Below are 16,996 nucleotides of genomic sequence, written 5' to 3'. Positions count from 1 at the left end.
CTTTAAATTAATTAAGGCTATATATTTCTCCGGATATTGATATATTTTCTTACCCGTTCGTTTCTTTGCGGTCTGGGCGTCAATTCATCATCATGTCTCTCATATTCACCAAGTATGTTAAAGTTGTGCGTGTATTTAAGTATCTGCCGTATGGAGGCGTCATATTGTTTTTGCTCGTCCCATTCAATATCAACATAAAAATTGTATTCATTGCGTTTACCCAAAATTGGCATTGATTGTATCTTACTCATATTTACGCCCTCTTCGGCAAAAATATTCAATACCTTAGCCAATGATCCAACCTTATTGCTTACCTGGAAGCAAAGGGAAGCTTTATTGGCGTTCTTTTTTTCAACGTTATCATGATGGGTAAGGATCAGGAAACGGGTAAAATTCTTTTTGTTCGATTCTATCCTGCGCTCCAATACATCAAGTCCGTAAAGTTTTGCTGCCAGGGCATTTGCTATGGCAACGGTATCAGTTAATTGTTCGTCGCGAATACGCTTGGCGCAGGCAGCAGTATCAACACTTTCTACAATTTTCAGGTTAGGATATTCATCAAAAAAATCAACACACTGTCTTAAAGCAATAGGGTGAGATGTTACGTACTTTATATCTTCAAATTTTACACCCGGTAAAGCCATTAAGTGTAATTGAATAGGTAAGTAAATTTCACCCACCACAGGAAAACCATAATCGAGCAACAACGTGTAGTTGGGCAATATGCTGCCGGCAATACTGTTTTCAATTGCCATTACCACATAGTCGGCTTCTTTGTTTTTTAAAGCCTCAAATGTTTGTTTAAAAGAGTTACACTCAATGGTTTGTGCATTTTCGCCAAAATATCTTAAGGCAGCCTCTTCGTGAAAGGAAGCACGTATTCCCTGTATTGCAACTCTTGGTTTTTCTATCTTCATAAACCGTATTAAAGCAAAAAATCCCGGCATTTTGGGCCGGGACTTTTTAAGTTCTTTATGTGTGTTAAGTACATATTAGTCCCGGCTCATACTGTTAAAGTAAAAGTAGTAACCGAAGTAATATGCGCTTGTAAATTTCATTTGTTTTTTATTACGTTGTAAATGTACGGCTAAAAATGGATTTGTCAATAGGAAATTTTATTTTTTGTAAAATAAATAGAACGAACAAAATTTTATTTGGCTAAAGCTTCTTTTTGTACTCCCGCTGCATAACACGGGCTGTTTGAGTGCTGCCGTCATGGCTCCATCCCGGAGGGTTAAATATATATCCCATTTTAGCTCTGAAGCCCGGAGCTTGCCTAACATCGTGCAATAATGCTTTCCATTCGTGAAAAAGAACATTTACCGGGCCCATATCATCGGGTTGTTTGGTGAGGCCATATTTTACTGGCTCTTTCAGATCTTCGTCTCTGAAAGTTCCGAATAACCTGTCCCATATAATAAGCACCATCCCCATGTTTTTATCCAGATAGGGAATGTTTGACGCGTGATGTACCCGGTGATGAGATGGGGTAACAAATATGAGTCCGTACCATTTTGGCAGGGGTATTTTATACTGTGTATGTACCAAATTTCCGTAAAGCTGGGTAACTAAGTAAGCGTACAAAATATCTAAGGCTGTAAAACCCATTAAGGCCAATGGCAGGTAAAAAAACACCCGGTAAAATGGCTCCAGCACCGTTGAGCGGAAACCGGTAGTAAAATTAAACAGCTCAGATGAATGATGGGTTACGTGCATGGCCCAAAAAAGCCTGCAGTAATGGCCGGTATAGTGTAAAACCCAGTATAAAAAATCCTGTACTATAACCAGTACAAACCAATATAGGTAAACATTCTGTATCTGGAAAAAGTGATATTTATAAGTAAAATCAAGTATAAAAAAAGTGCTTGCCTTAACTATAAGGTTGGTTACAACCGCAAGTGATGTTAAATAAATATTGGTTAGCGTGTCGCGTGTTTCGTAGTATTTACGGTTTTCACGGTAGCTTAAGCCCATTTCGACAAGGGTTAATACTACTAGCATGCCCATAAGTACAAGAGCTGCCTTATCCCTGGGATCTAAATTAAGCATCTTACAAATTAATGTAATACATTAAACTTTCACTAAGTTCGGCTTCTGTGCAGATATTATCAATAGTACTTTGCCCTATACTGGTCAACAGGGTGCAATTTATTTTGCCATCCTGATTCTTTTTATCCTTTTGCATAATAGCAAATAAAGCTTCAAAGCTTGATTTGGCTATTGTATATCGGGGATAAAGATCGCTGAATACTTGGGTGATCTCATTCAGATCTTCGGCACTAAGCCCGGTTTTTCTATGGGCAAGATATGATTCGCAGATCATGCCAATGGCAATGGCTTCACCATGTGACAACGGATCGTGATCATTTATTAGTGAATATGTTTCAATAGCATGGCCAATGGTGTGCCCAAAATTTAGAGCTTTTCTGATGCCTTTTTCCGTAGGGTCCTCAATGGTTATTACGTTTTTTATTTCTACAGAACGGTGTATCAGTTGGGCAGATGGATTGGTAAGATCGCTTGTTTTAAGCTGGTTCCAATAATTGGCATCGGCAATAAGCCCATGTTTAAGCATTTCTGCCAAACCAGAAAGAATTTGTCTTGGCGGTAGGGTCTTTAAAAAAACGTATTCAATAAACACTGCTTTAGGCTGTGTAAAAGTACCAACTATGTTTTTTATGCTATCAATATCAATACCTGTTTTACCACCTACAGAGGCATCAACCTGCGATAATAGCGTAGTAGGTACATGTACAAAATCGATACCCCTTTTAAAGGTTGACGCAGCAAAACCGCCCAGGTCTGTTACAACGCCGCCACCCAGGTTTATCATTAGACTTTTACGATCAGCACCAAAATCAATAAGCATTTTCCAAACACCAATGCAAAAATCAATATCCTTGCTTTCTTCTCCGGCGTTTATTTCAATAAGATCGTAATCGCCCAACCCTTCAATTTTGCTTTTTACAAGGGGTAAACAATGCACGCCGGTATTTTCGTCGGTTAAAATAAAAAAACGCGAATAATTGCCCTTTTTAATAAAGTCAGCCAGTTCATCTATACTGTTATTAAAATAAATAGGGTAATTGTCGCTTTGAATAGTATCCATAATTATATTATGATGATTTTTTCGCCACGGAATTCAACCACATCACCCCGCTTAACCTTAAGGCGTTTACGATAGTCTATTTGGCCATTATAGGTAACTTCGCCCTCGCTTACAACTATTTGTGCCTCACCACCCGTTGATACCAGGTTAGTAGCTTTTAGTAGTTGTATCATCTGTATGTAGTCGCCTGTTAACTTAAATTCTGTCATGGATGGGCAAAAATAAACTATTCATGGAATAATGAGATAATCATTTTATAATTTTGCAGATGCTTTCTAACGAAACAAACAATATCTCCAAACACGCTAAGCTCTCTTTCGAAAATACAGAAATCGCTTTCCGTCATTCCTCTAATACAGATCTTAACCGGGCTTACTGGTTATTCAGGATAATTAATATTAACTTTTTAGTGAAGATAGGTCCGCCGGTAACCAACTTTGCTATTAAGATTGGTTTACCTATAAAAAGCTTAATTAAAGCAACTATATTTAAACATTTTTGTGGTGGCGAAACGATAGACGAGTGTAATAATACTATCAAAAACCTGCATACCGGTGGCGTTGGTACTATCCTCGATTATTCCATAGAAGGGGAGGACGACGAAGCTGTTTTCGATAGCACCCGTGATGAGATTATACGAACTATAGTACGAGCTGCTAACGATAAAGCTATCCCGCTTACCGTTTTTAAAGTAACTGGTGTTGGCCGATTCGGGTTACTGGAAAAGCTGGATACCCGGCAGCCTCTTACCGATGATGAAGAAAAAGAATGGCAGAGGGTGCAAAACCGTGTACTTGCCATTTGTGATAAGGCCCATGTCAGCAATATACCAGTGATGATTGATGCCGAAGAAAGCTGGATACAGGAAACTATTGATCTGCTGACACTCACCATGATGAGCCGTTTTAATGCTAAAAAGGCTATTGTATATAATACCTATCAGATGTACAGGCACGATAAGCTTGCCTCCCTGTTAAACGACCACGAGATTGCTGTCAGCGAAGGATTTATATTGGGTGCTAAAATTGTACGCGGTGCCTATATGGAAAAGGAGCGTAAACGTGCTGCAGAAAATGGCTATCCATCGCCGATTCAGCCCGATAAAAAAGCAACCGACCTGGATTATGATTCGGCGCTTGATTATTGTACTACTAATATTGATAAAATAGCTTTTATAGCAGGTACCCATAACGAAGAAAGTTGCCGTTTACTGGCAGAATTGCTCGATTCCAAACAAATAGATCATAAGCACACTCATGTTTACTTTTCTCAGTTATTGGGTATGAGCGATAACCTGAGTTTTAACCTTGCAGACGCTCGGTATAATGTAGCTAAATACGTTCCTTATGGACCAATTAAGGCGGTATTGCCTTACTTATTCAGACGGGCGCAGGAAAATACCGCCATTGCCGGGCAAATGAGCCGGGAGTTAAGCTTAATTGTTAAGGAGCGTAAAAGAAGGTCGAAATAATTATTAATTATGAGTTGCTTAAGAAGGGCTATAAATCGATAATTTATAGCCCTTCTCTTTTAAAGAACTGCTGAATGGTATCGGGAGTGGTCATTAAATAGGTTTGTATACCCAACTTTTGAGCGGCTGCAAGATGTTGCGGACTATCATCAATAAATAATGTTTCGGATGGGTTAAGGTTGTTCTCCTTTAATACCAATTCAAAAATTTCGGGTTCGGGTTTACGTTTGCCGGTTAGGTGCGAATAATATGTTTTTTCAAAGAGGTGGTTATTACCATCAAAATTAAACTCAGATTTCAAATAATTCATGATGTGATCGTAATGGATAGCATTGATGTTGCTCAATAAAAAAGTACGGTATTTTTCCTTTAAACTTAACAGCAATTCATGATTACCAGGTTCAATTCCGAGCAACATACTGTTCCATGCAGTGTTAATTTGCTCATTTGTTAATGCTGGATTACCTGTTTTTTGTCTAATATAGGCTCTAAATTCGTCAGCAGTAACCTCTCCGCGATCAAATTTGTCAAAAATTTCGTCCTGGTTTTTGTGTCCGAAAAAGTCGTCTGCGTTGTTGATACCCAGCTGTTTCCAAGCTGATTGTACCTTCAGAAAATTGAGGCTGAATATGACGTTACCATAGTCAAAAATGATATTTTTGATGTTTTGCATAAAAATGGTTTTGTAATTTGATGTCAAATATGTAAAATTGCACCCGTTAAACAAACACAAATAACCTGCGCCTATAGCTCAGTTGGTTAGAGTAGAAGACTCATAATCTTTTGGTCCCTGGTTCGAGCCCAGGTGGGCGCACTGAGTAAAAAACCCGCTTTCTGATAAGATAAGCGGGTTTTTTTGTCTTACACATGCGGGTTAGGACCACCTGCGGCACCGTGGCTGTTACATATTTGGGATCAGTCCGAAAGGTTGGGGGGAATAAAAAATCAGGCATAGATATTTTGGAGTCTGAATAAGAAGAAAGCGGTATCTCTTACGCCTCTTGAAGTAGCTCTGAAAGCTTTGATCTTGGCGTTGAATGATTCGGCAGAAGCATTGGTGGCCCGGTTATCGAAGAAGTTCAGGATTGATTCATAGTGGGTTTTGACTGACCTTGCCACCGTACTGAACGCATCTATACCGGCAGTTTCCACGTCATTATACCAGATAGCCAGCCCTTTAAAAGCTTGTTGTTTGTTCTTACAGTTGGTAAAGATGCTGCCCAGCCGAATCGATAGCTGATAGGCCTTTTGTAATAGCGGATATTTATGGAATAATAGATCTGCCCTTTGCTTTTGTGACAGGTTCCATTTCGTATGATGTTTGAAAAGCAGGTAACGGCTCCGGGCTAACAGTTGCTTGAGCGTGTCGCCATTGCTGAACACTTCGGGTTGATAGCTTTGTTTATTCTTTTTAGCGTTATCATATGCAAGATTCTCGGCATCCAACGCTTCCCAGCGATATTTAATCCGCGCCTCCTGTACAGCATCATAAGCCAGCTTTTGCACATGGAATCGGTCGATCACCCGGCTGGCATTAGCAAAGCACCGGCGGATGGATTTGATCATGTTTGCCGCCATATCCATCGTTACTTCGCTGACCTTGTTCCGCTTACGTAATGGAATACGTTCCAACACGGCCATGATCTGCTCGGCCTGTGTGCCTTTTAGCATCGCTACAATCGCTTTCTTGCCGCCTTTGGCTGCTTTGTTGGTAATAATGGTGTAGAGCTCGCCATTGCTTAGGGCTGTTTCATCGATGCTTAATGACGGTCCGATATTATCCGGAAACAGCAGCCATTCTTCTGCATGCTCTTTTTGTGGCCAGGTATGAAAATCGCTTAGGTGATCTTTATACTGCTGTTGTAGCTGTTTTCCGTCGACGCTGTAAAGCCTGCCCAGCAAGTGGCAGCTGATCGGGTTATTATCCAAATATACCTTTTAAAAAAAGGCCGAATTCCGTTGTCATTCGTGCCCCTTTTCGTACTAAATCCCAGTCCCTGGTGATGACCTCACCGCTGGATTTTACTTCCCATCTGCGCCGTTTAATACAGAGTGCTACCTTATGACCACGGATCGGAAAGTCCTGGATAGCTGTTTCAGGCAGAAAGCCTTTTGACTCTATTTGTGCCTTTTCATAACCGGCAGGAGGCAGGTTCTTTTCTTCCAGGTAAATATTCAGCTGACCACTTTCTGACGGTTTAACGTCAGTCAGTTCAAAATAATCTAACAAGCCTTCAGGAAGTATAAGGCGGACCAGGGTTTCGTATGCGTTGGACAAGAGATCGTGTTTCGTTAAATACAAAACAAATACTTTTTATCTTATCCCACAACTTTTCTGCTTGACCCCATATTTGTTACGGGATTTACATAGTTTTTTGTTGAACTTGACGCCCCCATGTAACAAATACGTAACGGGATTTGGCGTCATAATTTATGTAAATTATGGCTACGACCGTAAGTGCAAGAATTTATTCGCACCATGAAAAGAGCGATGGTACTTTTAATGTAAAGTATGTCGTGTATCACAAAGGAGAAAGAAAATTTATAGATTCTCCTCATTTTGTTTCTAAAAGGCAAATCACCAAGGACTTTGACATTAAGGACAAATTTGTTCTTAAGTGGCTGGATGAAACCCTGGATGATTACCGGATTTTGATCAGCGCAATTAGTTCACGGCTTGATTTCTTTACCTGTGAAGAGTTGCGGGATTATTTGAGGGACAGCAATAAGGACATTGATCTTATTGAGTTTGCTAATTCCCACATTGACTATCTCAAAGAAAACGGCCGCGAGCCATATTCAAGAACATTCCGGAAAATAAGAAACAGCCTAATAGATTATTTTGGCCGTTCAAATATTTCCATAAATGAAATCCATTCCAACATGCTGTACATGTACGAGCGCTTCCTAAAAGCTCCCCGTACCATATCCCGCAATAATCAATTAGGAAAGTTAGTGACCACCACTGAGAAAGGTCTTTCCAAAGGTGGCTTGCATGCACACATGCGAGATCTTCGTACACTATTTAATGAGGCAAAGAGAAAATACAATAATGACGAACTTGGTATAATCAGGATAAAGCACTACCCATTCACCAAGTACAAAGTAGGTTCCCCTCCAGCAACTAAAGTTCGAAGTTTTAGTGTTGAAGAGGTAATTCAAATCCGCGATGCAGACGTACCAAAAGATACCCGTATTGAATTGGCGAGAGATATGTTTATGTTATCCTTTTATCTCTGCGGCACAAATGCTGTTGATTTCTACCATGCTTCCGAAGTAAACGTCATAGATGGTCGTTTTGAATACAAACGTTCAAAAACCCAAGGCAGAAGACAGGATGAAGCCTTTATTAGCATTAAGATTGTTGATGAAGCAAAACCTTTACTTGAAAAATATTTGGGAAAATTGAACAACAGATATGGTGCTTATGATTATTTGGATTATGCTTTATATAAAGGAATGAAGGGCTTGCGGGACTTGACCGGCTTACTCGAAATTACCTTGTATTGGGCCCGGCATACCTTTGGTACTTTAGCAAGGAATGATTGCCGGATGAGCATCGACGATATTGCTGAAGCGCTAAATCACATTGACAATGGCCATGCGACCACTGATATTTATTTAGCTAAAGATTGGGGAATTGTAGATGATGTGCAATGCGAGGTGGTTGATTTGATTGTTCAATTTCAAAATGCGAAAGAGAACGTTATAAATATTAATTATTCCACATCACGAGGATCAATGAGGGTTGTAAGCGCTTAATTCTTTGTTTTTTGGAGATGGAGTAATGTATTAAATATATATGTCTGAAGATTGCAATTTTCAGACATATATTTTGCCATCAACTAAGATAAAATATATCAATTTGTATTTTTACCGATGATTTACTTATTGCCATTATAGTCATACATTTGCCCTAATGTTTAAACGGTTTACCGCAATATTGCTACTTATAACATTGATCAGTTCCAACTTTTCATTGTTTATGGTATATGCGGGGTTTGAGATGAACCAGAAGTACATCGCCGAAACCCTTTGTATCAACCGAGCCCGTCCCTGGATGCACTGTAACGGTAAGTGTTATTTCATGAAAAAAATTCATCAAGCCGAGGAAAATGAAAAAAAGCAGCAAGCAAAGGACAATTTGAATCGTCTGGAAGTTTCCTTTTTTCAGGAGCCTTTCAAATTCTCCTCTATTGAGCCGACTGTTTTAGTATCGGTAAAAAGTACCTTCCCCGTTTACACTTATCAATATACTAGTAGCTATATTAAGTCTATCTTCAGACCACCCAAGCAACAGATTGCTTAATTTCAATTTATTTTAATGTATCGTTAAGGACAGTTTTTACTACTTCCACGATTCGACTATTCATTAAGCTTCGGGTAAGGCCAGCATTTTTTGCTGTGCGTTTCTGCTTGCTATTACGGCAATCTGATGAAATTTTTATATACTTTATCCATTATTCTATTTACCATCCATGTTTTTGCACAATCATCAAAAGTGCAAGGTACTGTTACAGTGTTCGGCGGAGAAGCCATTGTTAATACAACAGTTAAACTACTCAATACCAATTATGGCGATATAACGAACAGCCAGGGCAAGTACAACATTAATAACTTGACTGAGGGGAATTATACCATAAGCATTTCTGCACTCGGCTACGCTTCGCAATTGAAAGCCTTTGAACTTAAAAAAGGGCAAATATTGATCCTTGATTTTAAACTTGCTGAAAGTAACCAGCAACTGAATGAGGTGACAGTATCCTCTGAAAAGCGACAGGAGGCTATACAAAAAATACCGGCAGCGATCACTTCTTTAGACGCCAAACAAATTAAGGATTACCGTTTATGGGATATTACGAACCTGACCGCCATTGCACCAAGTTTATTTGTTGTGGAACATGGCAACAGCACCAGCTCTAATTTTTTTAACATTCGCGGGGTGATGGGATTTTCCAATGAGCAGGCCGTCGCTACTTATGTCGATGGTGTCTACCAGTTTGATTACTTTTCAGCGCCGCCCCTGTTCAATGATGTACAGAGCATTGAGATCCTGCGAGGCCCGCAGGGAACGTTATATGGTCGCAACGCCTTCGGCGGTGTGGTCAATATTACCACCAAACAACCTGGCAATACGCCATCCGGTTATGCGGAGATGACTTTTGGCAATTACGGAGAGCAGCGTTATACGGTAAGCCTTTCAGAACCTATCATCAAAGACAAACTGTTTGCCAGCGGCTCTTTTACTTATAATCACCGTGGCTCGATCTATTATAATGAGTTTACCAAAAGCGGCTTTGACAGACGGGAAGATTATTCAGGCAATTTTAATTTACGTTATCTGCCCTCGGCCAAATGGTCACTTGCACTGAATGTAAAAACAGAGAATGACAATGACCGGGGCAGCTTTCCCTGGATAGGATCAATTGATGATGTATTTTCAAAACCATACCAGGTCAATACAAACAATACCAATGTGGAACGGAGAAACAACTTCAACACCTCGCTGGCTGCCAACTACTACGGCAGGAACTTTAACTTCACTTCCGTATCATCTTACATCGATTGGCACGCCTGGTATGAGGGTAAGGGTGTGGATTATGATTTTAGTCCTTTAGATATCCTGAGTACCGCGCCCGATAACCACCAGCATGTTTTCTCACAGGAAATCCGTTTTGCCTCGCCATCGGCAAGCCAAAGCAAATTCAAATGGGTAGCTGGCGCATATGGTTTTACGCAAAATCTCTATACCTATTCGCCGGTCTATTATGGGCCTGACTACTTACAGCTCGATCCAACCTCCGGCGCTCCCTTTACCATGACCAGCATCAGCCACGGCAATAATAAAGGTTACGCCTTTTTTGGGCAGGGTATTTATTCCTTAACTGATAAGCTGGACTTTACTGCCGGGATACGTTACGATTATGAAAGCCGTGGACTTGGGCAGTATACCCATTACCAAAAAGATCCTGATCCGGAAACCTTGTTGACTCCTAATGCGGATTATCGTGCCAGCTTTCACGCGGTAACACCCAAATTCGTATTAAGCTACAAATTGCAAGAGAACATGCTGCTTTACGGCTCTTATGCACGAGGTTTCCGCGCCGGGGGATTAAATACCAATGCGACCAATCCCGCACAAGTTCCTTACCAGCCGGAACATTCAGATAATTACGAGATCGGCTGGAAAAACACGCTGTTTAATAACAAGCTGAAATTAAACCTGACCGCATTTTACCTTGAACAGCATAACCAGCAAATCAGTACTGCAATGGACGGTATTAACGCATTGATACTGAATGTAGGTGAAATGCACAATAAGGGCGCGGAACTGGAATTAACCGCCCTACCCATAAAAGGCTTGCAAATAGATTGGAATGGGAGTTATTCCCATGCCCGCTATACCTCGCTATTGTTGTACAGTGCAGATGCAAAAGGCGTTGTCGATTACAAAGGTGATCAGCCCATCAACACCCCACCGGTCAGTTCGATGCTGGCAGCTCAGTACACATACAATTTCTCGGGAAGCAAGCAACAATTCGCTGCATTCGTTAGAGGCGAATACCGATACATAGACAAATATTATTTCGATTTCATCAACAGTTTAAGTCAGCCTGCCTATAATTTGTTCAATGCTAAAGCGGGTATTACGAGCAAACATTTAGAGCTGAACTTCTGGGCGCGTAATATCTCTGATAAAAAGTATGTCGCTTACGGTTCTTTTGGAACCTTCCTTTTGGGAACACCAAGAACTTATGGAACAACATTGATCGCTAAATTTTAAATCACATGAAAAACAACATGAAAAAACTATTGCCCCTACTGTTATTGTCAGCCATCGCCTTCGCTACCACCGCCAATTCGAAAATCGATGATCCTAAGAAAAACATAAAGACCGGGAGTCTATCTGTACACTTCGTCAATTTAATAAACGGTAGAGACTTGAAGTTAAACGACACCGTTTCCCTTTACAAAAACGCCAACGGTGATGATTTCAAAGTAACCACGTTTAAGTATTACATCAGCAATGTGAGCCTTATCGAGAAAAACGGCGGCAAGGTAATTGTACCTGATTCTTACTTTTTAATAAATGCAGCTGATTCTTCAACTCTAATTCAAAAGATTACCAATATACCAGAAGGGAAGTATGTCGGCATGACATTTACCATTGGCGTGGATAGTCTTCGTAATTTTGCAGGTGCCCAATCAGGTGCGCTTGACCCTGCTAAAGGTATGTTTTGGACCTGGAATAGTGGTTATATTTTTGTCAAACTGGAAGGTGAGTCAACGAAATCAACAGCTAAGAAGAACAGGCTGACTTTCCACATCGGTGGTGCCAAAGACCCCGATAACACTATTCGCACATTTACACAAAAGTTTCCAAATACTTTAAGGATAAGCGATGGGAAATTACCGGAACTGGAACTGGTAGCTAATGCCGGAGCTTTATTCCAGGGTAAAACGACTGTTGATTTTGCCAAGCTAAATTTCACAATGGGCGGCCCGAACTCCGTAGTTGTAGCAGACAACTATGCTAATGGTTTATTTAAGATCATTAAAGTAAGAAATTAACATGAAGGTTAAGATCACTGTCATTTTGGTGCTGCTTACTTTTATTGTGATTTGCACAGCTTTCGACAATGGATTCAAAGGGATAAATTATGGTGTTGTCGCGGATAGCGTTCGCTTCGCCGTGCCTGCTAATTTCCCTAAGCCGGTTTATGATTTTAAAGACAATCCGGTAACCGGTAACGGCTTTAAGCTAGGCCGGATATTATTTTACGATCCGTTGTTATCTAAAGATAAATCTATATCCTGCGCAAACTGCCATCAGTCCTTCGCCGCCTTTGCCAATCTCGACCATGCAGTTAGTCACGGCGTGGATGAGTGCCTCGGTACGCGAAATGCACCTCCGCTGTTTAACCTGGCCTGGCAAAAGGAGTTTATGTGGGACGGCGGCGTGCATCATATTGAAGTTTCGCCGATGAATGCAATGACAAATCCCTGTGAAATGGCAACCGATCTGAATACAATTGTGAGCAGGTTACAGGAAACGAAAGCTTACAGCGCTTTATTCAAAGCTGCGTTCGGTACTGCTGAGATCAATTCACAACGGGTATTCCGGGCGATGGCACAATTTACGAGTATGCTGGTTTCAGCCAATTCCAAGTATGATAAATATATCAGGCATGAAGCAGGCGGAACTTTCACCTCCGATGAAACGGCGGGATACGCCTTGTTTAAAACCCATTGCAGTACCTGTCACCAGGAGCCCTTGTTTACTGATCTTACTTACCGCAGCAACGGGCTGGACTTAAGGTCAGAAGATATTGGCAGAGACAGCATAACTCATTTGGAAACCGACCGAGGTAAATTCAGGGTACCATCCTTACGCAACGTCGAACTAACCAGCCCTTATATGCACGATGGCCGGTTTGACGACCTAAAGCAGGTTTTGGAACATTATAATTCGGGAGTTAAAAACACAGCCAACCTTGATCCAGACCTTCATAAAGCAGGTATTTTAGGAATACGTTTGAATATGAAGGAACAATCACAACTGATTGCTTTTTTAAAAACATTGACAGATACCGCCTTTGCAAACGACAAGCGGTTTCAAACACCTCAATAATTAATCATTTATAAAATAATAAACGTATGAATCCTTTAAAAATTACCGCGCTATCATTTGTAATAACATTGGCCTCAATCGTAACTGTTAAAGCGCAAACAGCGTTAAGCAAGCCAGTAAATGCCGTGATAACTAACTATCTGGCTTTGAAAGATGCGTTAGTTAGTGGCGATGGTGCTGCAGCTGAAACTAAAGCGAGGACACTTTTGACGGGTATTGATGACATCCCTAAAGCAGGCTTAAGCGCAGATGAGGCTGCCTTATTACCGAAATCGGAATTTGACAGCAGGCATATCAGTGAGGTAAATAAAATCGCGCACCAGCGGGAGCATTTTGCAAGCCTGTCCAACAACCTCTATGCTTTAGTGAAAAAGTTAAAATTAAATAATACAATTCTTTACCGTCAATATTGCACTATGACCAAAGCTTACTATTTGAGCGAAACAGATAAAGGCAAAGACCCTTATATGGGGATGGCTAATTGCAGCAAGGTAACTGAAACATTACCGCCAGCGAAAAAATAAATTAATCGACACTTTTTCAAAATAAAACCACAAGAATGAAAATTTCTTATTACAGCAAATATGATATTGCTTTTAGCAATCTTACACGCCCAATACAACAGATGGTCAATAAAGTTTAACATATTTATAATCTATAATGACCAGACCCCGGAATATGCTGGACAATAAAAAAACGCACGAGATCAGCATGATCTGTGCGTTTTTTTATCTTATTTAATTGCGTAAGTGCCGAAATGTCGGCAATCTACCTGTTACCTTTTAACATAATTTGAGTATTCTGAGGTTGTCTGTACGGGTACTGACTGACCTAAGAATTTACCTTGCATATCAAGATTCTGACTGGTTGTGAAATAACGTTTTGCCTGGTCATCCCATTTGTATTTTGTAACGATAGTGAGTTTGTCGACATTTATTATTTTAATTTTTACAGGCTTTTCATTAAGTGCCTGCACTTGTTCAACTCGTTTTGTTTTGAGATCGATAGTCATGTAAGATCTGCAATCCTTCATAAAGGACGCGTCTTTAGGTGTTGAATTAGCATCCAATTTACTGCTAATTACAAGTTGATCCGATGTTGCTTTTTCAATCCTGTAACTAGATTCATCTGTTTTAGTTTCTGCTGGCTTAGTTTGATTCTTTCGAAAGGTATTAATATCCCCCTTAGATGGAGATTTTCCATCTACAGAAACAACCGTCCACTGTTCGCCATTGGGGCCAGACGGGTCAAATTTTGCCTCAATGGTTTTCTCTTTACCTGCTGCTATGGTTGTCTGCCTCAATTCATAGCAATAATTGTCAGGCTGTAAAAAAATATTAGGGTCGAGAATAGCGGCGTCAATACCATTTTTAGATAAAGCATCTAATACAACTGTTTTTTGAGCCGAAGCAGTAAGCGAGGACATCGCTAATAAGAAAAATGCTAAAAGCGCTGTTTTTCCAGCGTCTGTTAATCCCGATTTTCTATTTTTTAATTTCTGGACGGCTGCATTTATTTCCGCTTTAAGGTGTGTGCCAAAACGTTGAATTTTGGCTTTTATAGCATTAACATCTAAACCAGCAATGGCTACTACTTTTGTTTTTTTCATCATCTGTAAATTATTATTTTGATGATGCAAAACTAGGCCCAGTTAAAGGCCCATAAAGCCAATATTTAGGTGAAACGTTATAAATGTCGACTCAGTCGTCAATTCGACCTATTGAATTGATGTTGGTTGCTTTGAAGGCCAAGGATCGAAAGATAGTTTTGTGACTTTCGGTTAAAAATCTAACCACGTCTTCAACATCGGAGCTTTAGTCCGGCTAACTATAATATCTGGATCATCGCAGTTTTTGACTTTGAGCCTTAGTTTACCATTAAAGAAATTATGGATCTGTTCAATGGAATCGATGTGTAAAATGTATTGCCTGTTTATCCTAAAGAAATTCTTTGGTTCCAATTCTTGTTCCAGGATTTCGAGTGTTTGCGATACTATAATTTGCTCTCCGCTAAATAAATTCGCGTAGCTAATGTTCATGTTTGAAAAGAAAAAGGCAATATCTGAAACATTGATCTTTCGATAGGTATCCCGGTACGGCAGAAGAAAGCGTCTACGATATTCCTTTGGTTGTAGTTGAGCCAATACGCTCTCTATTAATACCTGTTGAGATAATGGTTGTATGGTAACATTTTCATATTTTATTAAGGCAGCTTCCAACTCCTCTTTTTCTATGGGCTTAAGCAGGTAATCCACACTGTTATACTTGAATGCTTTAACCGCATATTCATCATATGCGGTTGTAAAAATTACCGGACATTTTACATCGGTTAAGTTGAATATTTCGAAACTCAGTCCGTCTGCCAGTTTCACATCCATCATGATCAGATCTGGGCAATCGTTTTCAGAAAGCCAGTCTACTGTTTTTTTAACACCAGGAAGCATACCTACAATCTCTGTATTTGGTCTGATCTCAAGTATTAACCTCTTTATTCGCTCAGCACTTAGCTTCTCATCCTCTATGATCAATATTTTTTTTATAACATTCATTTAACAAGGGGGATTTTTACTGTAAAAGTTTCAGCGGTCTGATGAATGGATGGTTGTTGATCACCTATTAAAGCATATCTGCTAATGATGTTTTTTAAGCCAATGCCGGTTGAATTAGCTTTATTTACTAAGGGTAACATAATGTTGGACACTACCAGTTCATTCTCATTGTTCGAGTAAATTTTGATGACTAATGGGTTATTTTCTTCTCTGCGGTTATGCTGCAGCGCATTTTCGATAAGCAACTGAAGCGAAACCGGAGCAATCATCCTTTCAAGCTGTGATTCGTCAATGTTAACTTCAAAAACAGTTCCGCCTCCCATTCGATTGTTAATCAGAAAAAGGTAGGCATCAAGGAATTTTAATTCTTCACGTAATGTGATGAGCTTCCTTTTAGCGTTGACTAATAAATACCGGTAAGCTTTAGCAAAATTCTCTGTGTATTCATATCCTAGTTGCTGATCTTTCAAAATCAATTCTGAAAGTGCACTTAGATTATTGAAAACAAAATGAGGGTCGAGTTGCAATTTAAGGGCCTGTAATTCTATCTCAGCCGCCAGTTGCTTATTTTGTGCAGCCTTAATCTCAAAATCAGCCGCCTTTAGCGTGGCAATTTTCCAATTCGTTAATAAAAAATCACCAGTGTTAAGTGCGCTAACCATGAGAGCCCATACTATGACGGCAATAACGATATAAAAACCCTGTCTTAAGGTAACAGGTGAAGGTTTTGTATTCACAGGATTTCCAAATAAATAGTTTGCAATACCGCAACAAATGATAAGTAATAAAATTCCTATGATTTGCAGTAAAGTTTGGGTAAATAAACGTTTTAAAGGCTGATCCGTCCATGGTATCCTTTTGTTTAACATCTTGTCAATATAGAGGCTGATTGCCAGCACAATTCCGCAAAACACCACATTGATTAAAGCAATTATTATTATTTCGGAAATGGTAGTACCAAAAGAGGCTATCCAATAAGAATATGGAAATATGACGAATCCGATTGCATATGAACTTACAAAGGTGAATGTTAATAACAACACGATCTTTGTATTTCTATTTATTGTGTTAGCTATATTTCCGTGACTCGTCATGAAATGATTTAAATGCAAATGTAGAATAACACTGCGTTAATTTTTGATTTGTTAACTGTGCTAAATGCATGAATTTAAAAACCACTTATTTTGGCTATTGCTTAGTAAGATGAATTTAAAATGGTAAGTATTTTCAGAGAAA

Annotated in this window: 17 protein-coding genes and 1 tRNA gene; 8 read left to right on the top strand and 10 right to left on the bottom strand. The window is 39.7% G+C overall.

The annotated features are described in order from the left end of the window. Nucleotides 1–17 precede the first annotated feature (17 nt). The 4 genes from SNE25_RS20815 to SNE25_RS20800 all read right to left on the bottom strand — a co-directional run bounded on the left by SNE25_RS20815 (nt 18) and on the right by SNE25_RS20800 (nt 3,318). Entirely contained in the window at nt 18–917 is a 900-nt protein-coding gene (locus SNE25_RS20815) for a prephenate dehydratase (protein ID WP_321560929.1), read from the bottom strand. Nucleotides 918–1,158: 241 nt separating this feature from the next. Beyond that, nucleotides 1,159–2,049 (bottom strand): sterol desaturase family protein, encoded by an 891-nt coding sequence (locus SNE25_RS20810; RefSeq protein ID WP_321560928.1) that lies wholly within the window; start codon nt 2,047–2,049, stop codon nt 1,159–1,161. A 1-nt stretch (nt 2,050) separates the two neighbouring features. After that, on the bottom strand, nt 2,051–3,109 hold the full coding sequence (aroB, locus tag SNE25_RS20805; RefSeq protein ID WP_321560927.1) for a 3-dehydroquinate synthase: 1,059 nt from the start codon (nt 3,107–3,109) through the stop codon (nt 2,051–2,053). Nucleotides 3,110–3,111: 2 nt separating this feature from the next. After that, the gene (locus SNE25_RS20800) at nt 3,112–3,318 is read right to left on the bottom strand and encodes an RNA-binding S4 domain-containing protein (protein ID WP_321560926.1); all 207 of its coding nucleotides are present in this window, start codon (nt 3,316–3,318) and stop codon (nt 3,112–3,114) included. 59 nt (nt 3,319–3,377) lie between these two features. Between SNE25_RS20800 and SNE25_RS20795 the strand changes: the two genes are divergently transcribed. Further along, entirely contained in the window at nt 3,378–4,580 is a 1,203-nt protein-coding gene (locus tag SNE25_RS20795) for a proline dehydrogenase family protein (protein WP_321560925.1), read from the top strand. 43 nt (nt 4,581–4,623) lie between these two features. On the opposite strand, the gene SNE25_RS20790 is transcribed toward SNE25_RS20795, so the two are convergent. After that, entirely contained in the window at nt 4,624–5,253 is a 630-nt protein-coding gene (locus SNE25_RS20790; protein WP_321560924.1) for an HAD family hydrolase, read from the bottom strand. Nucleotides 5,254–5,320: 67 nt separating this feature from the next. Between SNE25_RS20790 and SNE25_RS20785 the strand changes: the two genes are divergently transcribed. Continuing rightward, nucleotides 5,321–5,394, top strand: a tRNA-Ile gene (locus SNE25_RS20785). A 131-nt stretch (nt 5,395–5,525) separates the two neighbouring features. Here SNE25_RS20785 and SNE25_RS20780 read toward each other — a convergent pair. Both SNE25_RS20780 and SNE25_RS20775 read right to left on the bottom strand, forming a co-directional pair. Beyond that, entirely contained in the window at nt 5,526–6,509 is a 984-nt protein-coding gene (locus tag SNE25_RS20780; RefSeq protein WP_407666945.1) for an ISAon1 family transposase, read from the bottom strand. Then, nucleotides 6,502–6,858 carry an ISAon1 family transposase N-terminal region protein gene (locus SNE25_RS20775; protein WP_321560923.1) on the bottom strand — a complete coding sequence of 119 codons (357 nt, stop codon included), beginning with the start codon at nt 6,856–6,858 and terminating at the stop codon, nt 6,502–6,504. The genes SNE25_RS20780 and SNE25_RS20775 overlap by 8 nt, the downstream gene beginning before the upstream one ends. Nucleotides 6,859–7,022: 164 nt before the next feature. On the opposite strand from SNE25_RS20775, the gene SNE25_RS20770 reads away from it, so the two are divergent. The 6 genes from SNE25_RS20770 (at nt 7,023) to SNE25_RS20745 (ending at nt 13,736) form a co-directional block, all read left to right on the top strand. Continuing rightward, a complete protein-coding gene (locus SNE25_RS20770; protein WP_321560922.1) occupies nt 7,023–8,342 on the top strand; it encodes a phage integrase SAM-like domain-containing protein in 1,320 nt (439 codons plus the stop codon). 325 nt (nt 8,343–8,667) lie between these two features. Beyond that, nucleotides 8,668–8,889, top strand: a complete 222-nt coding sequence (locus SNE25_RS20765) for a hypothetical protein (RefSeq protein ID WP_321560921.1) — start codon at nt 8,668–8,670, stop codon at nt 8,887–8,889. A gap of 126 nt (nt 8,890–9,015) precedes the next feature. Continuing rightward, the gene (locus tag SNE25_RS20760) at nt 9,016–11,364 is read left to right on the top strand and encodes a TonB-dependent receptor (protein WP_321560920.1); all 2,349 of its coding nucleotides are present in this window, start codon (nt 9,016–9,018) and stop codon (nt 11,362–11,364) included. A 5-nt stretch (nt 11,365–11,369) separates the two neighbouring features. Next, on the top strand, nt 11,370–12,152 hold the full coding sequence (locus tag SNE25_RS20755; protein ID WP_321560919.1) for an MbnP family protein: 783 nt from the start codon (nt 11,370–11,372) through the stop codon (nt 12,150–12,152). A 1-nt stretch (nt 12,153) separates the two neighbouring features. After that, the gene (locus SNE25_RS20750) at nt 12,154–13,212 is read left to right on the top strand and encodes a cytochrome-c peroxidase (protein ID WP_321560918.1); all 1,059 of its coding nucleotides are present in this window, start codon (nt 12,154–12,156) and stop codon (nt 13,210–13,212) included. Between the two features lie 26 nt (nt 13,213–13,238). Beyond that, complete coding sequence (locus SNE25_RS20745; protein ID WP_321560917.1) at nt 13,239–13,736, top strand: DUF3347 domain-containing protein; 498 nt, start codon at nt 13,239–13,241, stop codon at nt 13,734–13,736. Between the two features lie 251 nt (nt 13,737–13,987). Here the strand turns inward: SNE25_RS20745 and SNE25_RS20740 are convergent, their stop codons facing one another. The 3 genes from SNE25_RS20740 to SNE25_RS20730 form a co-directional block, all read right to left on the bottom strand. Beyond that, nucleotides 13,988–14,824, bottom strand: coding sequence for a hypothetical protein (locus tag SNE25_RS20740; RefSeq protein ID WP_321560916.1), 837 nt, complete (start codon nt 14,822–14,824; stop codon nt 13,988–13,990). Between the two features lie 168 nt (nt 14,825–14,992). Then, on the bottom strand, nt 14,993–15,760 hold the full coding sequence (locus SNE25_RS20735; protein ID WP_321560915.1) for a LytR/AlgR family response regulator transcription factor: 768 nt from the start codon (nt 15,758–15,760) through the stop codon (nt 14,993–14,995). Next, entirely contained in the window at nt 15,757–16,854 is a 1,098-nt protein-coding gene (locus SNE25_RS20730) for a sensor histidine kinase (RefSeq protein ID WP_321560914.1), read from the bottom strand. The genes SNE25_RS20735 and SNE25_RS20730 overlap by 4 nt, the downstream gene beginning before the upstream one ends. Nucleotides 16,855–16,996: the final 142 nt, after the last annotated feature.

Source organism: Mucilaginibacter sabulilitoris (genome assembly GCF_034262375.1).
GTDB lineage: Bacteria > Bacteroidota > Bacteroidia > Sphingobacteriales > Sphingobacteriaceae > Mucilaginibacter > Mucilaginibacter sabulilitoris.
Note: the sequence above shows the minus strand (reverse complement) of the source record. Positions and strands in the feature narration are given on the sequence as shown.

Bases quoted from the DNA above. Each gene is read 5' to 3' on its own strand.
- SNE25_RS20815 (WP_321560929.1), bottom strand. From the start codon at position 917: ATGAAGATAGAAAAACCAAGAGTTGCAATACAGGGAATACGTGCTTCC.
- SNE25_RS20810 (WP_321560928.1), bottom strand. From the start codon at position 2,049: ATGCTTAATTTAGATCCCAGGGATAAGGCAGCTCTTGTACTTATGGGC.
- aroB (WP_321560927.1), bottom strand. From the start codon at position 3,109: ATGGATACTATTCAAAGCGACAATTACCCTATTTATTTTAATAACAGT.
- SNE25_RS20800 (WP_321560926.1), bottom strand. From the start codon at position 3,318: ATGACAGAATTTAAGTTAACAGGCGACTACATACAGATGATACAACTA.
- SNE25_RS20795 (WP_321560925.1), top strand. From the start codon at position 3,378: ATGCTTTCTAACGAAACAAACAATATCTCCAAACACGCTAAGCTCTCT.
- SNE25_RS20790 (WP_321560924.1), bottom strand. From the start codon at position 5,253: ATGCAAAACATCAAAAATATCATTTTTGACTATGGTAACGTCATATTC.
- SNE25_RS20770 (WP_321560922.1), top strand. From the start codon at position 7,023: ATGGCTACGACCGTAAGTGCAAGAATTTATTCGCACCATGAAAAGAGC.
- SNE25_RS20765 (WP_321560921.1), top strand. From the start codon at position 8,668: ATGAAAAAAATTCATCAAGCCGAGGAAAATGAAAAAAAGCAGCAAGCA.
- SNE25_RS20760 (WP_321560920.1), top strand. From the start codon at position 9,016: ATGAAATTTTTATATACTTTATCCATTATTCTATTTACCATCCATGTT.
- SNE25_RS20755 (WP_321560919.1), top strand. From the start codon at position 11,370: ATGAAAAACAACATGAAAAAACTATTGCCCCTACTGTTATTGTCAGCC.
- SNE25_RS20750 (WP_321560918.1), top strand. From the start codon at position 12,154: ATGAAGGTTAAGATCACTGTCATTTTGGTGCTGCTTACTTTTATTGTG.
- SNE25_RS20745 (WP_321560917.1), top strand. From the start codon at position 13,239: ATGAATCCTTTAAAAATTACCGCGCTATCATTTGTAATAACATTGGCC.
- SNE25_RS20740 (WP_321560916.1), bottom strand. From the start codon at position 14,824: ATGATGAAAAAAACAAAAGTAGTAGCCATTGCTGGTTTAGATGTTAAT.
- SNE25_RS20735 (WP_321560915.1), bottom strand. From the start codon at position 15,760: ATGAATGTTATAAAAAAAATATTGATCATAGAGGATGAGAAGCTAAGT.
- SNE25_RS20730 (WP_321560914.1), bottom strand. From the start codon at position 16,854: ATGACGAGTCACGGAAATATAGCTAACACAATAAATAGAAATACAAAG.